We start from the raw sequence: 14,651 nt of genomic DNA, 5'->3' as shown, positions 1-14,651 counted from the left end.
CATGAGCGAAGTAGTCATTACGATTGACGGGAAAGAGTGCAAAGCCCAAGAGGGAGAGTATGTTTTAGGTGTCGCGCGCCGAAACGGGATTTTTATTCCCGCTTTGTGCTATGTGACGGGATGTTCCCCTACGCTTGCATGTCGTTTATGCTTGGTCGATATCGACGGCAAAAGGGCGTATAGTTGCAATGCCAAAGCCAAAGAGGGTATGCAAATTATGACCTCCAGCGAAGAGATCGAAAAAGAGCGTCGCGCGATCATGGAGATTTACGATATTAACCATCCTTTAGAGTGCGGCGTATGCGATCAAAGCGGCGAGTGTGAATTGCAAAATTATACTTTGCATATGGGCGTCGATAGCCAACGCCATTGTATTGCCGATACGCATCGACCGACTAAAAACTGGGGTAAAATTCATTACGACGCTTCGTTATGCATCGTATGTGAGCGCTGTGTGACCGTCTGTAAAGACATGATCGGCGAATCGGCTTTGAAAACGACGCCAAGAGGCGGAGCGGAGCTCGATAAGGCATGGAAAGATAAAACCGAAAAAGACGCATACGCGATGTGGAACAAACTGCAAAAATCCATTATCGGCGTTGCCAGCGGCGCGGAGAGCTTGGACTGTACGCAGTGCGGCGAATGTACGGCGGTCTGTCCGGTGGGCGCGTTGGTCGGAACGGATTTTCAATACACTTCCAATGCGTGGGAGCTGAAAAAAATCCCTGCGGCAAATCCGCACAGTTCGGATTGTTCGCTTTTGTATTACGACGTCAAACATACCGGTATTCACGATGCAAAACCGAAAATTTACCGCGTGAGCAGCGAACACAATTATGCACCGCTTCATGCGGCGGCACGCTACGGATTTGATTTTCAAAACGAAGCGGAAGGTAAAGACGAAGCGGCATTTCGCAAGGTCGTCGAGTTGCTCAAAACAAAAGTCGATACGATTGCCTTTGACAGCTATATTACCAACGAAGAAGCGTTGATTTTACAAAAATTGAAAGAAAAGTACGGATACAAACTCGTCAACAAAGACGCTAAAGCCTATCAAGATTTTTTAAAAGCGTATGCTAGCACTTCGGGGAAAAGCCTCTACGGCGGAGATTTAGAGAGCGTTAAAGCAAGCAATTTCGTCGTTAGTTTCGGCGGTGCGATCAAAACCGACAGTCCCAACGCCGGTTATGCGATGAACAACGCGCTCGTTATGAACAAAGGAGCGGGGCTTTATTTTCATCCGATTTTCGACCCTATCGTAGCGGGCTATTCAAAAAACCTTCTGAGTATTACGCACAAAATCGGCGCCGAGGAAGCAATCGCGTATCTGTTACTCGATCTTTTCGGTGATAAAGAGCGTATGCCGCAAAGCTTGAAAACCTATTTGAATTCCTTTCACACGGTAGAAAAGAAAAAAATTCAAGAGAGCGTCAAAGAAGAGATCAAAGAGATGCTCAAAGACGAAGAGAGCGGTGAAGAAAAAGAGGTCGTCAAAAGCGTGACGAAAACGATCGAAAAAGAGATCGAAGTCGATACCAACGCTTTGGTCGCTATGATCGGAGCGCAAGACGACCTTCTCGAGGCGATAACAAAGTTGTTGGATAAGAAAGATCGTTTCAGTTTGATTGCAGGAGCCGACTTGTACACGCATCCGCGTGCACACAATATTGCCGCACTGCTCGGACTGATCGAGCGATTGACGCCGTTTGAGGTTTTAATCGTTCCTTCGCGAACCAACACGTTAGGCATTGCCTTGACATGTGAACTTGAGGACGCTCAGGGTAACTTTACGCTCGGCTACAACGTTCAAGGCGATGTCACGTTGAGCGCTTTGGGAAAAGGCGATTTGGCGATGCCCGCTTTAAATCAGCAAGAAGGAACGTTTACGTCGATGAACAAACGCGTCGTTCCGACCAATGCCGCATTGGCGTTTAACGGATATTGTCTGAACGACGTAGCCAACGCCTTGGGGCTGGACGCGGAATGGACGATTGATTATACGCCTCTATTACCGAGCGAAAAGGGCTTTAAAGCCGAAAAATTCGATGCTTTACCCAATCGTTTCGAAAACGACGGAACGGAACAAAGAGGGTATCTTTTAACGATGCACGATCTTACATGTCACGATGAGGTCGAGCCGATCGAAAACCTTACATGTCAGGGAAGCGATTTTGTGTATAACGCCAATCCCGTACACCAATTTAGTGCTTTTACGAACCGAGCGCACCAACTTAACGAAGCGGGAGCGTTGTACGCTTCGGCGGCGTTTTTGGAAGCAAAAAATTTAAAAAATAACGATACGGTCGTACTGGAAAACAAAGAGGGCGATCGCTTGGTGATCGCCGTGAAAGAAGATAAAACACTCGGCGGAATGATCCCTTACTTGCCGAGTTTTGATACGAAAATCGATACGACGCCGTTTTTCAAAACGGGGTATCGATTTGCCGACGTAACGATCAAAGGAGTCCATCATGTTTGATACGGCCGTTATCATTGAAACTGTCGTAAAAGCCGTTATCGTCGTTGCCGTTATCGCGGCATTGGCGGGGTTTGCGACGTTTATCGAACGTAAAGTCTTGGCCTTTATGCAGCGTCGTTTGGGACCGATGCACGTCGGACCTTACGGATTATTGCAATTGGCGGCGGACGGAATTAAACTGTTTACGAAAGAAGATATTATTCCTCAAAATGCCATCAAGCCGATTTTTATGATTGCTCCGGTTATTGCCGCAACGACGGCATTCGTCGCAATGGCGGCGGTTCCTTATTTTCCGGAATTTACGCTTTTTGGATACACGATTCATCCGATTATCTCCGACATCAACGTTGCGTTGCTTTACGTTATGGGCGTAGCGTCGGTCGGTATTTACGGGCCTCTGCTTGCGGGTATGAGCAGTGCCAATAAATGGTCTCTTTTGGGTGCGGCGCGTGCCGTGGTGCAAATGTTGTCGTTTGAAGTGGTCAGCGGACTCTCCGTTTTAGCTCCGATTATGATGATAGGTTCGCTCTCCTTGATCGATATTAACGATGCGCAAACGGGCGGTATCGGCGATTGGTTGATTTGGAAGCAACCGTTGGCGTTTGTGCTATTTGCAATTGCGGGTTTTATGGAGACTAACCGCGCACCTTTCGATACGGTCGAGTTTGAAGCCGAAATCGTCGCCGGATATGCGACGGAGTATTCGGGTATGCGTTGGGGGCTCTTTTTTATCGGCGAATATGCCAATATGATTACGATTTCAGTGTTAGTCAGCATCATTTTTATGGGCGGATACAATGCGTTTTGGTTTATCCCCGGCGGTCTTATGATGCTTCTTAAGGTCTCGTTTTGGATTTTTCTGTTCTTGTGGGTTAGAGCCGCATGGCCGCATGTACGTCCCGATCAATTGATGTGGGTATGCTGGAAAGTGTTGATGCCTTTATCGGTCGTCAATATTGTCATTACCGGCTTTGCGCTACTTTAGGAGGCGATGATGGAGCTCAAAGATTTCAAACGCAGGGATGTCGGTTCCGCGTATATTTTTTTAAAGACCGAAGCGACGCCTAACGACGGCTGGCAAGCGTTCAAACGTTTTGTTAAGCGAACGCTCAAAGGCGAGCTTTTCGTCGGTCTTTGGATCGTTTTGCGAGAGATGATTCGTTTTGATATTCATACCTTACAGTATCCTTTGGAAAAGATCGAAATGGGTTCGAGATACCGTGCGATTCATCGTTTGTTGCGCTTGTTTGAAAGCGGGAGCGAGCGTTGTATCGGGTGCGGATTATGCGAAAAGATTTGCATTTCCAATTGTATTCGTATGGACACGCACGTGGATGAAAAAAGTCGCAAAGTCGTGAGCGAATACAGCATCAATTTTGGGCGTTGTATCTTTTGCGGTTACTGTGCGGAGGTTTGTCCCGAACTTGCGATCGTTCACGGAGCGGAGTATGAAAACGCCGGTGAACAACGTGCGCATTTTGGATTGAAAGAAGATATGTTAACGCCTTTGGATACGTTCAAAGCCAAACAACAAAAAGAGTTTCAAGGCTTCGGCGCGTTAAGTGCCAATGCCGACGAAAACGTTAAACAAACACCATTAGCGTATTGAGGTTAGCATGTATGAAGTGATAGCTTTTTATCTTTTTGCCGCACTGACGATCGCAATGTTTACGATTGTGGTGATGAGTAAAAATGCGCTTTACGCCATGAGCGCGTTAGCGGGCGGTATGATTTTTATTTCGGGATTCTTTTTCCTCTTGGATGCCGAATTTTTAGGTGTCGTGCAGATCGTCGTTTATTCGGGTGCGATTATGGCGTTGTATGCGTTTGGTATGATGTTTTTCGATACCACGAGAGACGTGAGCGAAAAAATGCGTTCCAAAAAAATCGCCTACACGCTTTTTGTGTTAAGTGCGATTTTAATGGTCGTCATTTTGTCCGCACCGCTTGTTTCTTCAAGCGTGCAGGCAAACTTTCCGATCGTAGAGCATGTCGGTAACGTACAAATGATCGGATTGGTTTTGTTTACAAAATACCTCATTCCGTTTGAACTAGCGGCGATTATGCTCTTAGTGGCGATGATTGCCGGCATCGTTTTGGCGAGTAAAAAGATGGACGAACATTTAAACATTGAAGACGAAGAGATCGGAAACGTAAAGGAGAGTCGATGATAGGATTAACGCATTACCTTGTTTTGACGGGTATTTTATTCTCGATCGGGCTTGTCGGCGTGATGCGTCGAACCAACCTTTTGATGCTCTTCTTTTCAACAGAAATTTTGCTCAATGCCGTCAATATCGGTTTTGTCGCCGTGTCTAAATTTTACGGCGATTTGAGCGGTCAAATGTTTGCCTTCTTTATTATCGCCGTAGCGGCAAGCGAAGTCGCCGTCGGTCTTGGACTTTTAATTTTGTGGTATAAACGCAACGGTTCGGTCGATCTAAACAGTTTACAAATGATGAAGGGATAAGGCATGGAAAACTATCTTTATACGGCGCTCTTCTCGCCGCTTGTCAGTTCCCTGTTCGTCGCCGTGTTTGCGGCACGTCCGAAAATGCTTTTTACGGGGATCGTCGCATCGCTGCTGATTGCCGTTTCGATGGTTTGCTCGTTTGTGTTGCTCATCGACGTCAATACCTACGGACCTTTACATGTAACGATGATGGATTGGATTGCCGCGGGCAATTTGGAAATACCCTTCGGCTTCGTCGTCGATGAGGTTTCGGTCATTATGATGGTAACCGTCACGCTGGTTTCGACGATTGTGCATATTTACTCCATCGGTTATATGGATCACGATAAAAGCTTTAACCGCTTTTTCTCGTACCTTTCCGCGTTTGTGTTCTCGATGATGATTTTGGTCATGAGCGACAACTTCGTCGGACTTTTTATCGGATGGGAAGGCGTGGGACTTTGTTCATGGTTGTTGATCGGATTTTGGTATCATAAACACTCCGCATCTTGGGCGGCAAACGAAGCGTTTATTATGAACAGAATCGCGGATCTTGGAATGTTGATGGGTCTTTTCTTGATTTACTGGAATGTCGGATCGTTTCAATACGACGACGTTTTTGCCGCTGCACCGGAACTTCCCGTTAGCATCGTCGTCACGATCGGCATTTTCTTATTTATCGGTGCGATGGGTAAATCGGCACAGTTTCCGCTTCATACGTGGCTTGCGGATGCGATGGAAGGTCCGACACCCGTTTCGGCATTGATCCATGCTGCAACGATGGTTACTGCGGGCGTTTATTTGGTGATTCGTGCCGGCGAGTTGTACAGTTTAATCCCACATGTAGGATTTGCTATCGCTTCTTTAGGCGCTTTCGTCGCCGTTTTTGCGGCTTCGATGGCATTGGTCAATAACGACTTAAAACGCATTATCGCCTATTCGACGCTTTCGCAACTCGGGTACATGTTCGTTGCGGCAGGTTTGGGCGCTTACTGGATTGCACTGTTTCACTTGATGACGCATGCCTTTTTTAAATCGTTGCTTTTCTTGGGTGCCGGTAACGTTATGCATGCGATGCACGACGAGCTAAACATCAAAAAGATGGGAGGGCTTTACGGTTCCATGAAGGCCACCGCGATTTTGATGAGTGTGGCTTCGGTTGCCTTGGCGGGTATTTATCCGTTTGCGGGATTCTTCTCCAAAGATAAAATTTTGGAAGTCGCGTTTAACGAAGGGGCGTACGGTTTATGGCTCGCTTTGTTTATCGGTGCGGGCTTAACGGCGTTTTACAGCTTTCGTTTGGTTATGTTGGTCTTCTTCGGCGAAAAAGAACATGTCAAATACGGCATTCATCCTCACGATGCGCAACCTTTCGTCATTTACGCCCTTTTACCCTTAGGTTTATTGGCAATTATTGCGGGCTTTTTTGAACCGATGTTTGAAGCGTTCGTTACCCGCTTGGTTAGCGAATACCATATTCATATTCCGCACGCAACCGAGTATCTTTTAATTGCCGCAACGCTGGGAATCGCGCTAAGCGGTATCGGCTTTGCCGTGTACAAATACAAACGGGGCGGTTTTTCCAAATCGTTGGAAGAGAAGGCGTGCTATCGATTATTAAGCAATCAATACTATATTCCTAAGGTATACGAATACTATATTATGCGACCGTTTACGGTGCTCTCCAAATTCGTATGGCAAAAAATCGATATGAAAGTGGTGGATTTTACGGTAGATATCATCGCTAAATGCATTTATGCAAGCGGTCAAGAGGCGAGAAAGATTCAAAGCGGAAATCTTTCCGATATGTTACGATGGATGATCGTAGGGATGCTGGTTCTCCTTGCGTTTGCAATCGTCTATAGCGCGATGATGTAGGAGTGAGGTAATGGAGCATATTTTATCCCTTTTGGTATTTTTTCCGGCGATGGCCGGACTTTTAGGCTTTTTGGTTGTAAAAGAGAGTATTCGTGCGTACGGTATCTGCGTGAGTGCTATCGAGTTTGTTTTGTCTTTAATCTTATGGATGGTTTTTGATACGAGTAATCCGGGCTATCAGTTCGTCGAGTTTTTTCCTTTCGTCCCCAGTTACGGTATGAATTATTATCTGGGCGTTGACGGTATTTCGCTCTTTTTGATTATATTATCGACGTTTATCACGATGATCGCATTAATCGGATTGAGCATTGAAAAAGAGATTAAAAATCTCGTCATTACCGTTTTATTCTTAGAGATGACGATGGTCGGCGTTTTCGTTATTTTAGACGTCGTATGGTTTTATGCGTTTTGGGAACTCTCCTTAATTCCGATGCTCTACATCATCGGTGCGTGGGGCAGTGCCAATCGTATGTATGCGGCGATCAAATTTTTCCTTTACACTTTTTCCGGCTCGGTTTTAATGTTGGTGGGTATTTTGTATATGGGGTATTTGTACCACGATGCAACGGGTATTTGGAGTTTTGCATTGCCCGATTGGTACGCTTTACAAGTACCGTTTGACGCACAATTATGGCTTTTCGGAGCTTTCTTCGTAGGCTTTGCGATTAAAGTACCGATGTTCCCGTTTCATACGTGGTTGCCCTATGCCCACGGTCAAGCTCCGACAATCGGTTCGGTCATCTTGGCGGCGGTGCTTTTAAAAATGGGAAGTTACGGTTTCGTGCGTTTTTCACTGCCGCTCTTTCCGGACGCATCGGTCTATTTTCTGATTCCGGTTGCGATCATTTGTATTATTATGGTGATCTATGCGGCGATGATCGCTTACGCACAAGAGGATATGAAGCAAGTCATCGCGTACAGTTCGATTTCGCATATGGGTATCGTGATTTTAGGAACGTTTGCGATGAACGGCGAGGGAATTACCGGTTCGATTTTTTTAATGCTCAGTCACGGTATCGTGAGCGGCGCATTGTTTATGCTAGTGGGCGTCATTTACGATAGACGACATACGAAGATGATGAAAGACTTCGGCGGTTTGGCTTCGGTAATGCCCAATTTTGCGACGATTTACGGCATTATGCTGATGGCTTCGGTGGGACTTCCTTTGACCGTAGGTTTTGTCGGAGAGTTTCTCTCTTTGGCGGGTTTTTACCGTATCAATTGGGTGATGACGCTTTTGGCGGGAACGGGCATTATCTTAGGTGCGGTTTATATGTTGGTGCTCTATAAAAAGTCCTTCTTCGGCGAAGTCGTACATGTGGAAAACAAAACCCTCAAAGATTTAAATGCCAAAGAGCTAAGCGCACTGATTCCTTTAGTCGCTTTGGTCGCTGTTTTGGGCATTTACCCTAAACCGATTTTAACGACCATCGATGCGAGCGTCGAAAAAATGTTGGTTTTAATGGATCAAAAAGCCCTTCAAGATAAGACCAAAGAGCTCTTAATGAAAGCGAATACGATAGGAGGGAATCACTAATGTTAGAGCCTATTTCAATCGATATCGCAGGGCTAAATTTACAAGCGCTTTTGCCGATGGCAATTATGACGATCGGCGCGTTAGCGCTTATTTGCGTCGACTTGGCGGTTAAAGGGCTGAATCGTAGCTTTCTAACGATGATTACGATTTTGTTCATTGTCTTGGATTTTGGGGCGGTTATCGGATACAAAGGCGACGTGCGCGGCTTCTTCGACGTTCTGTTGATCGACGGTATTTCGCTGATCGCACAAGTCATTATTTTGGTTGCTTCCGCGCTCTTTTTACCGCTTTCCATGAGCCATCGCCATTTTAGAGAATTTAAGATGGCGGAATTTTACGCACTTTTTATGTTTATGATCGTCGGCTTTCAATGCATGGTGACCAGCGATAACTTGATTTTAATTTTTATCGGTTTGGAAACGTCAAGCCTTGCACTGTATACGCTGATCGCTCTTCACAATCGCGCCAAAGCGTTTGAGGCGGCAATTAAGTATTTTACGATGGGTGCCTTGGCGGCGGGTTTTTACGGTATGTCTGCATTGATTTTCTATGCGTTGACCGGCAGCGTCGAAATCCATCAGATCGAACATGTTTTACAAGAACGTCACTTTGAGCCGTTGGTCGGCGTTTTAGCGGCTACGATTTTTATGGTGGCGGCTCTTGGATTTAAACTCTCGTTAGTCCCTTCCCATACATGGACGCCCGACGTTTACGAAGGAAGTTCCGCACCGCTTGCCGGTTACATGTCAATCGTTCCGAAGATTGCGGGTTTCGTCGTCGCGATGCGTTTGTTTGAAATGCTCGTTGCTTCGGGCGTGGTATGGTTGGAATACGTATTGTACGCTGCGGTGGTGCTGACGATGACTTTAGCCAATATCACGGCGTTGGTGCAAGAAGACGTTAAACGTATGTTGGCGTTTAGTTCGATTTCGCATGCGGGTTCGATGATGGCGGCGATTTTGATCGGAACGACCCAAGCCAATACGGCGTTGTTTGTTTATTGGATCTTCTTTCTTTTTACCAATTTGGGTGCGTTTACGATGTTGTGGATCGTGCGACACCGCGAGAATCTATGGGACGAGCGTTATCAACATCCTTATACGAAATTTTCGGGGTTAGTGAAAATTATGCCGATGACGGCGACGATTATGGGTATTTTTATGTTTGCGCTTGCGGGAATGCCGCCGTTTTCGGTTTTCTGGGGAAAACTGTATTTGATCAGTGCCGCAATTAACAGCGACTATATTTGGCTCGCCGTCGTGATCGCACTTAACAGTGCCGTTGCCGTTTATTATTATATGAAATTGGTCGTTTACATGTTCTTGCACGAACCAGTCACGATCGATGCAAGACTTTATGCGACCAATGCTTCGACATCGCTCAAAGTCATCGTAGGTTTTGCCGCTATCGTGACGATATTTTCGATTGCTTTTGTGGAACCGCTTTTAGAAGTTATTACGCACTACGTCGCTTCCAGCGGCTTTTAGATAAGGGGAGAAAATCCCCTTATTTTGCTATAATGTAGGCATGAAATACATTTTTCTTCTTTGGGTTTTATCGGCACAACTTTTTGCTTTAGAGATCGTATTTAACAGCGGCAAAGAGAATAAAATCAATTATGCTATTTTACACCTTATCGACGCATCGCCCTTTACATGTGAGACGATTCCCGACGCTTTAGAACACAAACGCTACTTATGCAAAATCGAAAGAGCGATCGATAAACCGATTGAGCCGAAAAAGATGAAGTTTGCCGAGCTCGATTTTTATGAGAAAGAGGGTGCTTTTTATATTGCTATCGAGCCCAAGGTCGATTCTCAATTAATCGCGGTCGAAGAGAGCTTGTTCGAAACGAAAGAGGTGTTAGGTAAGCCTAAACTCAAACGTTATGCGCATTGGACGATTCTTTTTCAAGAAAAACCGCTATACACGCAAAAAAAACCGCTTGACGCTATTGATTTTCCCGTCGTTTATTCCAAACAAGAGATGCCTTACGTCGGGGCGTTGGATCTGAACGGAAAACCGATTTCGTATGCGCAAAGTAAAGACATAACCCTCTATTTGGATATTAAACAAGCCTACGAAAAAGGCGACTATGAAAGCGTCGTCAAGGACGTAACGCGCGTATTAAACGCTTTTCCCAATTCGATTTTCCGTAGTGAACTCGAGTTGTTTCAAATGCGCTCTATGGATAAAATATTAAGTGCACGGAGCGAAGATTCGGCGGAGCTTAGTTTTAACGATACGACGATTGCCGAGATCGCCAAACGTTGGAGTAAAGAGTTTACGAGCGATGAAAATTTACCCGAAGTCTTAATGCTGATGACCAAAGCGTATCTGAAAAGCGGTTCCAAATCGGACGCCAATTACTTTTTGGATATTTTAGTCAGCGAACATCCCGATAACATTTTTACAAAAAAAGCTATTTTACTGTATGCCGACCATCTCTTTGCCAAAAAAGAGAAAGAAAAAGCGATGAAGCTTTACTTAGACGTTCTGTACGGCGCGCAAGACATCGACGTTGCTTCCGAAGCCGCGATTCGACTGAGCGATTATCAAATGGATGCGGGTAAGTTAAAAGAGGCGAAAGAGTATTTACTCAAAGTCTTGAACGTCAACGCGGCGTATTTACTCAAAGATACGTCGGCAAGCTATAAATTGGCAAAGCGGTTGTACGAGCATAAATTGTACGATCTTGCGGCGTCGATTACCGATCTTTTATTGGCGAATATGTCTAAAAAAGAGGAAAATCGCGAGTTGCTCCTAAAAGAAAGCGGCGATTGGCACGCCAAAGCCAACGAAACGGAAGCAGCATACGGACGCTACCAAGAGTACCTAAGCGACTATAAAACAAACGGCGAATACCTACAAGACGTGAACGAAGCTTTGGACGAACTCTTCTTTAAACGTCCGGAAAATAACGAAACGAAATTGGAAAATTATTACGATAAATTGATCGAAAAGTACAATAACGAAATCGGTCAAAAAGCCCTTTTGGAAAAAGCCAATCTTTTGATGAAACAAAAACGGTATCAAGACATTTTGGGAATGCAAGACGCATTGGCGAAAGTTCCCGATCGTTTTGATCTTAAAGGTGAAGAACTCGTTTACGAAGCGGCAAAATCCCTTGCGCTGCAAGCGTTGGAAAAAAGCGAATGTCCAACGACGATCGACTTAATCGAAACCTATAAATTGCAATTGAGCGACGGCACGCACGACGATAAGCTTTTTGAGTGTTTTATGCGCCAATCGCGCTTTGATCGTGCTAGAGAAATATCCAGTGCGCATTTGAAAGACGCGTCGCTTCAAAAGCGTTACGAATGGACGCAAAAAGAGGTACAGGCGTTGGTGAAAACGGGACGCTTTAAAGAGGCGATCGCGTTTAAAGAAGATTTGAAAACCTTAACGTTTTCGCTGCGACAAAAGATCGACTTGGCGACGCTTCGCGATCTCTTTTTTGCTTACGCGGGGTTGAAAGACTTAGAAGGAGCTTCTTCGTTGGCGGAAGGTATTCGCATTTTATACCCTAACGAAGCCGGGACGATCGATCTGTATTATGAAATCGTTAAAATGGCAAACGACGCTAAAAACGATCTGCTTTTGAGCCAGTACGCCAAGATTATTATGCAGATGCAAGCACAGTTTAAAACGACCGCATATACGCCGAGCGTGGAGCTCTTGTATATTGATGCCCTCAAACGTTTAGAGCGTAACGAAGAGGCGTTGAGTATTGTTGAGCCGCTATTAAACGTCCATGTCGCACCTAAAGATAAAATACGCCTCTTGTACCACGCGGGAGAGCTCAGTATGAAATTGAAAAATACCGAAAAAGCAAAAGCTTATTTCACGCAATGCGTCGCGGTGAACGACCAAAGCTCGTGGAAAAGCATTTGCCAACAAAATCTCGATTTGTTGCCCTAAAAAAGGATCGACTTTATCTCGCTAAAAGCGTCCATCGAGTATCTTCCTCCCATGCGCCCCAGACCCGATTGTTTCATGCCTCCAAAAGGCGGTGTTTTAGCGTTGGACGTTGCCGTATTGATTAAAACCCTTCCGCTTCGTATCTGTTTGGCAAACGCCAAAGCTCTTTGCTCGTCGTCGGAAAAAACGTATGCCGAGAGGCCGAAAATCGTATGGTTCGCCATGCGTTGGGCTTCGGCTTCGTTTTCATACGTAAGCACGCATAACACCGGACCGAAAATCTCTTCTTGAACGATTTTGAGATCTTCGTCTTCGCAAATAAAAATCGTCGGTTTGACGAAATAGCCGCGCGTTAAGCCTTCCGCCCTCCCGAGTCCGCCGCACAAAAGTCTTGCTTTTGCGTCGATGCCGCTTTGAATATACGATTGAACGGTATTAAACTGTGTTTGCGTGATCATCGGTCCGATATGAGTCGTTTCTTCTTTGGGATCGCCGATACGAAGGCGTGCAACGGCTTCAAGAAGCAAACGTTCCGTTTCGGCAAGTCTAGCTTTGGGAACCAAAAGGCGGCTTCCGGCATGGCAGGCTTGTCCGCTATTGCTAAAAGCACTGCTTAAAACGTGCGGAATGGCTTTTTCAAAAGAGGCGTCTTCTAGAAGAACCGTCGGAGATTTTCCGCCGAGTTCTAAGGTCATACGCTTAACGCTCTTGGCGCACTTTTCAAAAATACGCTTTCCCGTTTTCGTACTTCCGATAAACGAGACGGCATTGATCAGCGGATGGGAAGTTAAGGCTTCGCCGACGCCCTCTCCGGTTCCTTGCACGACGTTGATAACGCCTTTAGGAATGCCGGCTTTGTGAACGCATTCCAAAAAGGCTTGCGTTTCGAGGGCGTTCAGTTCGCTCGGTTTAATGACCAGCGTACACCCCATGGCGATGGCCGGAGCGATATTGCCGCAAAGATGGGCAAGATTGGCATTCCACGGGATAATGACGCCGATAACGCCGACGCCTTCTTTAAGGGTAATGGAAAAAGCATCTTGCTTGATAAAATCGTAGGTTTGAAGCTCGTCTTTAATATCCAAAAAGAGGCGAATCGCATTTTTCGTGCGTCGCTTCGTCGTCGTAATCGTTGCCCCGAATTCTAAAACCGCCAGATCGATCAGCTCGCTCTCGCGTTCGCTCAATGCGTCGTGAAGGCGTTCAAGCATCTGCATTCTCTCTTCGATCGACGTCTTTGAAAACGTTTCAAACGTTTGTGCGGCACAGGTAATCGCTTCGTCCATTGCTTGGGGCGTACTCAGGTAAATTTGCGCGATGGCTTCTTCGGTCGTCGGATTTTTAAGGATAAGGCTTTCGTGAGAACGAATAGGCGTAAATGCGCCGTTGATGTAATTGTGATCGATAATTTTCATACGACAATAGACCTTGTTTCGGAAGTAAAATATCGTGTAATCGTATCGAAAAGATGTTCAATATCGCCTTTGACATGTAAGGGGAATTGTGAAGCGTTGAAGGTGCGTTGGCGCTTGGCCAAATGAATCGTATTGAAACTGATGCGCTCGACAAGATCGTTGTATTTCAAGCTTCCGTCAAAATAGTCCAAGACCTCTTTAATACCGATAGCTTTCATGCATTGAGGAGCTCTGCCGTAACGTTTTTCCAAGCCGAAAACTTCATCAACCAAGCCGAGTTTGATCATGGTTTGCGTGCGTAACGTAATCTTTTGCGCGAGAACTTCTCTTGGGACGTCGATTTCGAAGAGGGCAAGCTCCCTGATTAAAGGCGCTTGTTTAGAGTGTTCCAGATAGACGGAGGGTATCTCTGCCGTCGCGATAAAAATTTCCAACCATTTTTCGATTCGGTAGCGATCGCTAGACGCGATTTTGGAAGCATACGAAGGATCCGTGCGTCGTATGAGATCGTACGCCAACGGTATATCGCACATCAAGCGTCGAATTTCGTCTTGGGCGGAATCTGAAATCTCGGGTCTAAGACTGAGCCCTTCCATCATGGCCTTGAGGTAAAAGCTCGTTCCTCCGACGATAATCAGATTTTTTCCTTCCGCTTCGGCGCACGCTTTGGCTTCTTCGTAGAGTCCGAAGAACATCGTCACGTCAAAATGTTCATCCGGAAACAAGACGTCGATTCCCAAATGTGTGATGCCTTCTCTTTCCGGAAGGCTAGGCTTTGCCGAAGCAATATCGATGTAACGATAGATGCTTAAGGAGTCCAACGAGAGGATTAAGGCGTTATGGCGTTTAGCAAGTGCAATGGCAAGGGCGGTTTTGCCGGATGCGGTCGGACCTAAAATAGCGACGGTTTTCACGAATATCTCTTTAGTATGAGGGGTTGGTAATGGGCAATTATAACACTTTTAAAGG

General features: G+C 45.8%; 11 protein-coding genes. 9 read left to right on the top strand and 2 right to left on the bottom strand.

The annotated features are described in order from the left end of the window. Position 1: 1 nt before the first annotated feature. Genes NL930_RS12490 through NL930_RS12450 form a run of 9 tightly spaced genes read left to right on the top strand, consistent with a single transcriptional unit; the run spans position 2 to position 12,267 of the window. The gene (locus NL930_RS12490; RefSeq protein ID WP_254376876.1) at positions 2–2,479 is read left to right on the top strand and encodes an NADH-quinone oxidoreductase subunit G; all 2,478 of its coding nucleotides are present in this window, start codon (positions 2–4) and stop codon (positions 2,477–2,479) included. Then, positions 2,472–3,464: an NADH-quinone oxidoreductase subunit NuoH gene (nuoH, locus tag NL930_RS12485; RefSeq protein WP_039671904.1), complete on the top strand. Its 993-nt coding sequence runs from the start codon at positions 2,472–2,474 to the stop codon at positions 3,462–3,464. Before NL930_RS12490 ends, nuoH begins: the two co-directional genes overlap by 8 nt. Positions 3,465–3,473: 9 nt before the next feature. Next, positions 3,474–4,088, top strand: a complete 615-nt coding sequence (gene nuoI, locus NL930_RS12480) for an NADH-quinone oxidoreductase subunit NuoI (protein ID WP_039671905.1) — start codon at positions 3,474–3,476, stop codon at positions 4,086–4,088. A 7-nt stretch (positions 4,089–4,095) separates the two neighbouring features. After that, the gene (locus NL930_RS12475; protein ID WP_060826815.1) at positions 4,096–4,650 is read left to right on the top strand and encodes an NADH-quinone oxidoreductase subunit J; all 555 of its coding nucleotides are present in this window, start codon (positions 4,096–4,098) and stop codon (positions 4,648–4,650) included. After that, entirely contained in the window at positions 4,647–4,949 is a 303-nt protein-coding gene (gene nuoK / locus NL930_RS12470; protein WP_039671907.1) for an NADH-quinone oxidoreductase subunit NuoK, read from the top strand. The genes NL930_RS12475 and nuoK overlap by 4 nt, the downstream gene beginning before the upstream one ends. Positions 4,950–4,952: 3 nt before the next feature. Continuing rightward, entirely contained in the window at positions 4,953–6,809 is a 1,857-nt protein-coding gene (gene nuoL / locus NL930_RS12465; RefSeq protein WP_254376875.1) for an NADH-quinone oxidoreductase subunit L, read from the top strand. 10 nt (positions 6,810–6,819) lie between these two features. Continuing rightward, positions 6,820–8,346: an NADH-quinone oxidoreductase subunit M gene (locus tag NL930_RS12460; protein WP_254376874.1), complete on the top strand. Its 1,527-nt coding sequence runs from the start codon at positions 6,820–6,822 to the stop codon at positions 8,344–8,346. Continuing rightward, on the top strand, positions 8,346–9,833 hold the full coding sequence (nuoN, locus tag NL930_RS12455; protein WP_254376873.1) for an NADH-quinone oxidoreductase subunit NuoN: 1,488 nt from the start codon (positions 8,346–8,348) through the stop codon (positions 9,831–9,833). The genes NL930_RS12460 and nuoN overlap by 1 nt, the downstream gene beginning before the upstream one ends. Positions 9,834–9,873: 40 nt before the next feature. Then, complete coding sequence (locus tag NL930_RS12450) at positions 9,874–12,267, top strand: hypothetical protein (RefSeq protein WP_254376872.1); 2,394 nt, start codon at positions 9,874–9,876, stop codon at positions 12,265–12,267. Here the strand turns inward: NL930_RS12450 and NL930_RS12445 are convergent. Then, positions 12,264–13,682, bottom strand: coding sequence for an aldehyde dehydrogenase family protein (locus tag NL930_RS12445; RefSeq protein ID WP_254376871.1), 1,419 nt, complete (start codon positions 13,680–13,682; stop codon positions 12,264–12,266). The two genes, NL930_RS12450 and NL930_RS12445, sit on opposite strands and share 4 nt — an antisense overlap. After that, the gene (miaA, locus tag NL930_RS12440; protein ID WP_039671914.1) at positions 13,679–14,596 is read right to left on the bottom strand and encodes a tRNA (adenosine(37)-N6)-dimethylallyltransferase MiaA; all 918 of its coding nucleotides are present in this window, start codon (positions 14,594–14,596) and stop codon (positions 13,679–13,681) included. The genes NL930_RS12445 and miaA overlap by 4 nt, the downstream gene beginning before the upstream one ends. Positions 14,597–14,651: the final 55 nt, after the last annotated feature.

The organism is Sulfurospirillum sp. hDNRA2 (assembly GCF_024206095.2).
Classification (GTDB): domain Bacteria; phylum Campylobacterota; class Campylobacteria; order Campylobacterales; family Sulfurospirillaceae; genus Sulfurospirillum.
Note: the sequence above shows the minus strand (reverse complement) of the source record. Positions and strands in the feature narration are given on the sequence as shown.

Excerpts from the sequence above, each read along its gene's own strand:
- NL930_RS12490 (WP_254376876.1), top strand. The coding sequence starts at position 2 with ATGAGCGAAGTAGTCATTACGATTGACGGGAAAGAGTGCAAAGCCCAA.
- nuoH (WP_039671904.1), top strand. The coding sequence starts at position 2,472 with ATGTTTGATACGGCCGTTATCATTGAAACTGTCGTAAAAGCCGTTATC.
- nuoI (WP_039671905.1), top strand. The coding sequence starts at position 3,474 with ATGGAGCTCAAAGATTTCAAACGCAGGGATGTCGGTTCCGCGTATATT.
- NL930_RS12475 (WP_060826815.1), top strand. The coding sequence starts at position 4,096 with ATGTATGAAGTGATAGCTTTTTATCTTTTTGCCGCACTGACGATCGCA.
- nuoK (WP_039671907.1), top strand. The coding sequence starts at position 4,647 with ATGATAGGATTAACGCATTACCTTGTTTTGACGGGTATTTTATTCTCG.
- nuoL (WP_254376875.1), top strand. The coding sequence starts at position 4,953 with ATGGAAAACTATCTTTATACGGCGCTCTTCTCGCCGCTTGTCAGTTCC.
- NL930_RS12460 (WP_254376874.1), top strand. The coding sequence starts at position 6,820 with ATGGAGCATATTTTATCCCTTTTGGTATTTTTTCCGGCGATGGCCGGA.
- nuoN (WP_254376873.1), top strand. The coding sequence starts at position 8,346 with ATGTTAGAGCCTATTTCAATCGATATCGCAGGGCTAAATTTACAAGCG.
- NL930_RS12450 (WP_254376872.1), top strand. The coding sequence starts at position 9,874 with ATGAAATACATTTTTCTTCTTTGGGTTTTATCGGCACAACTTTTTGCT.
- NL930_RS12445 (WP_254376871.1), bottom strand. The coding sequence starts at position 13,682 with ATGAAAATTATCGATCACAATTACATCAACGGCGCATTTACGCCTATT.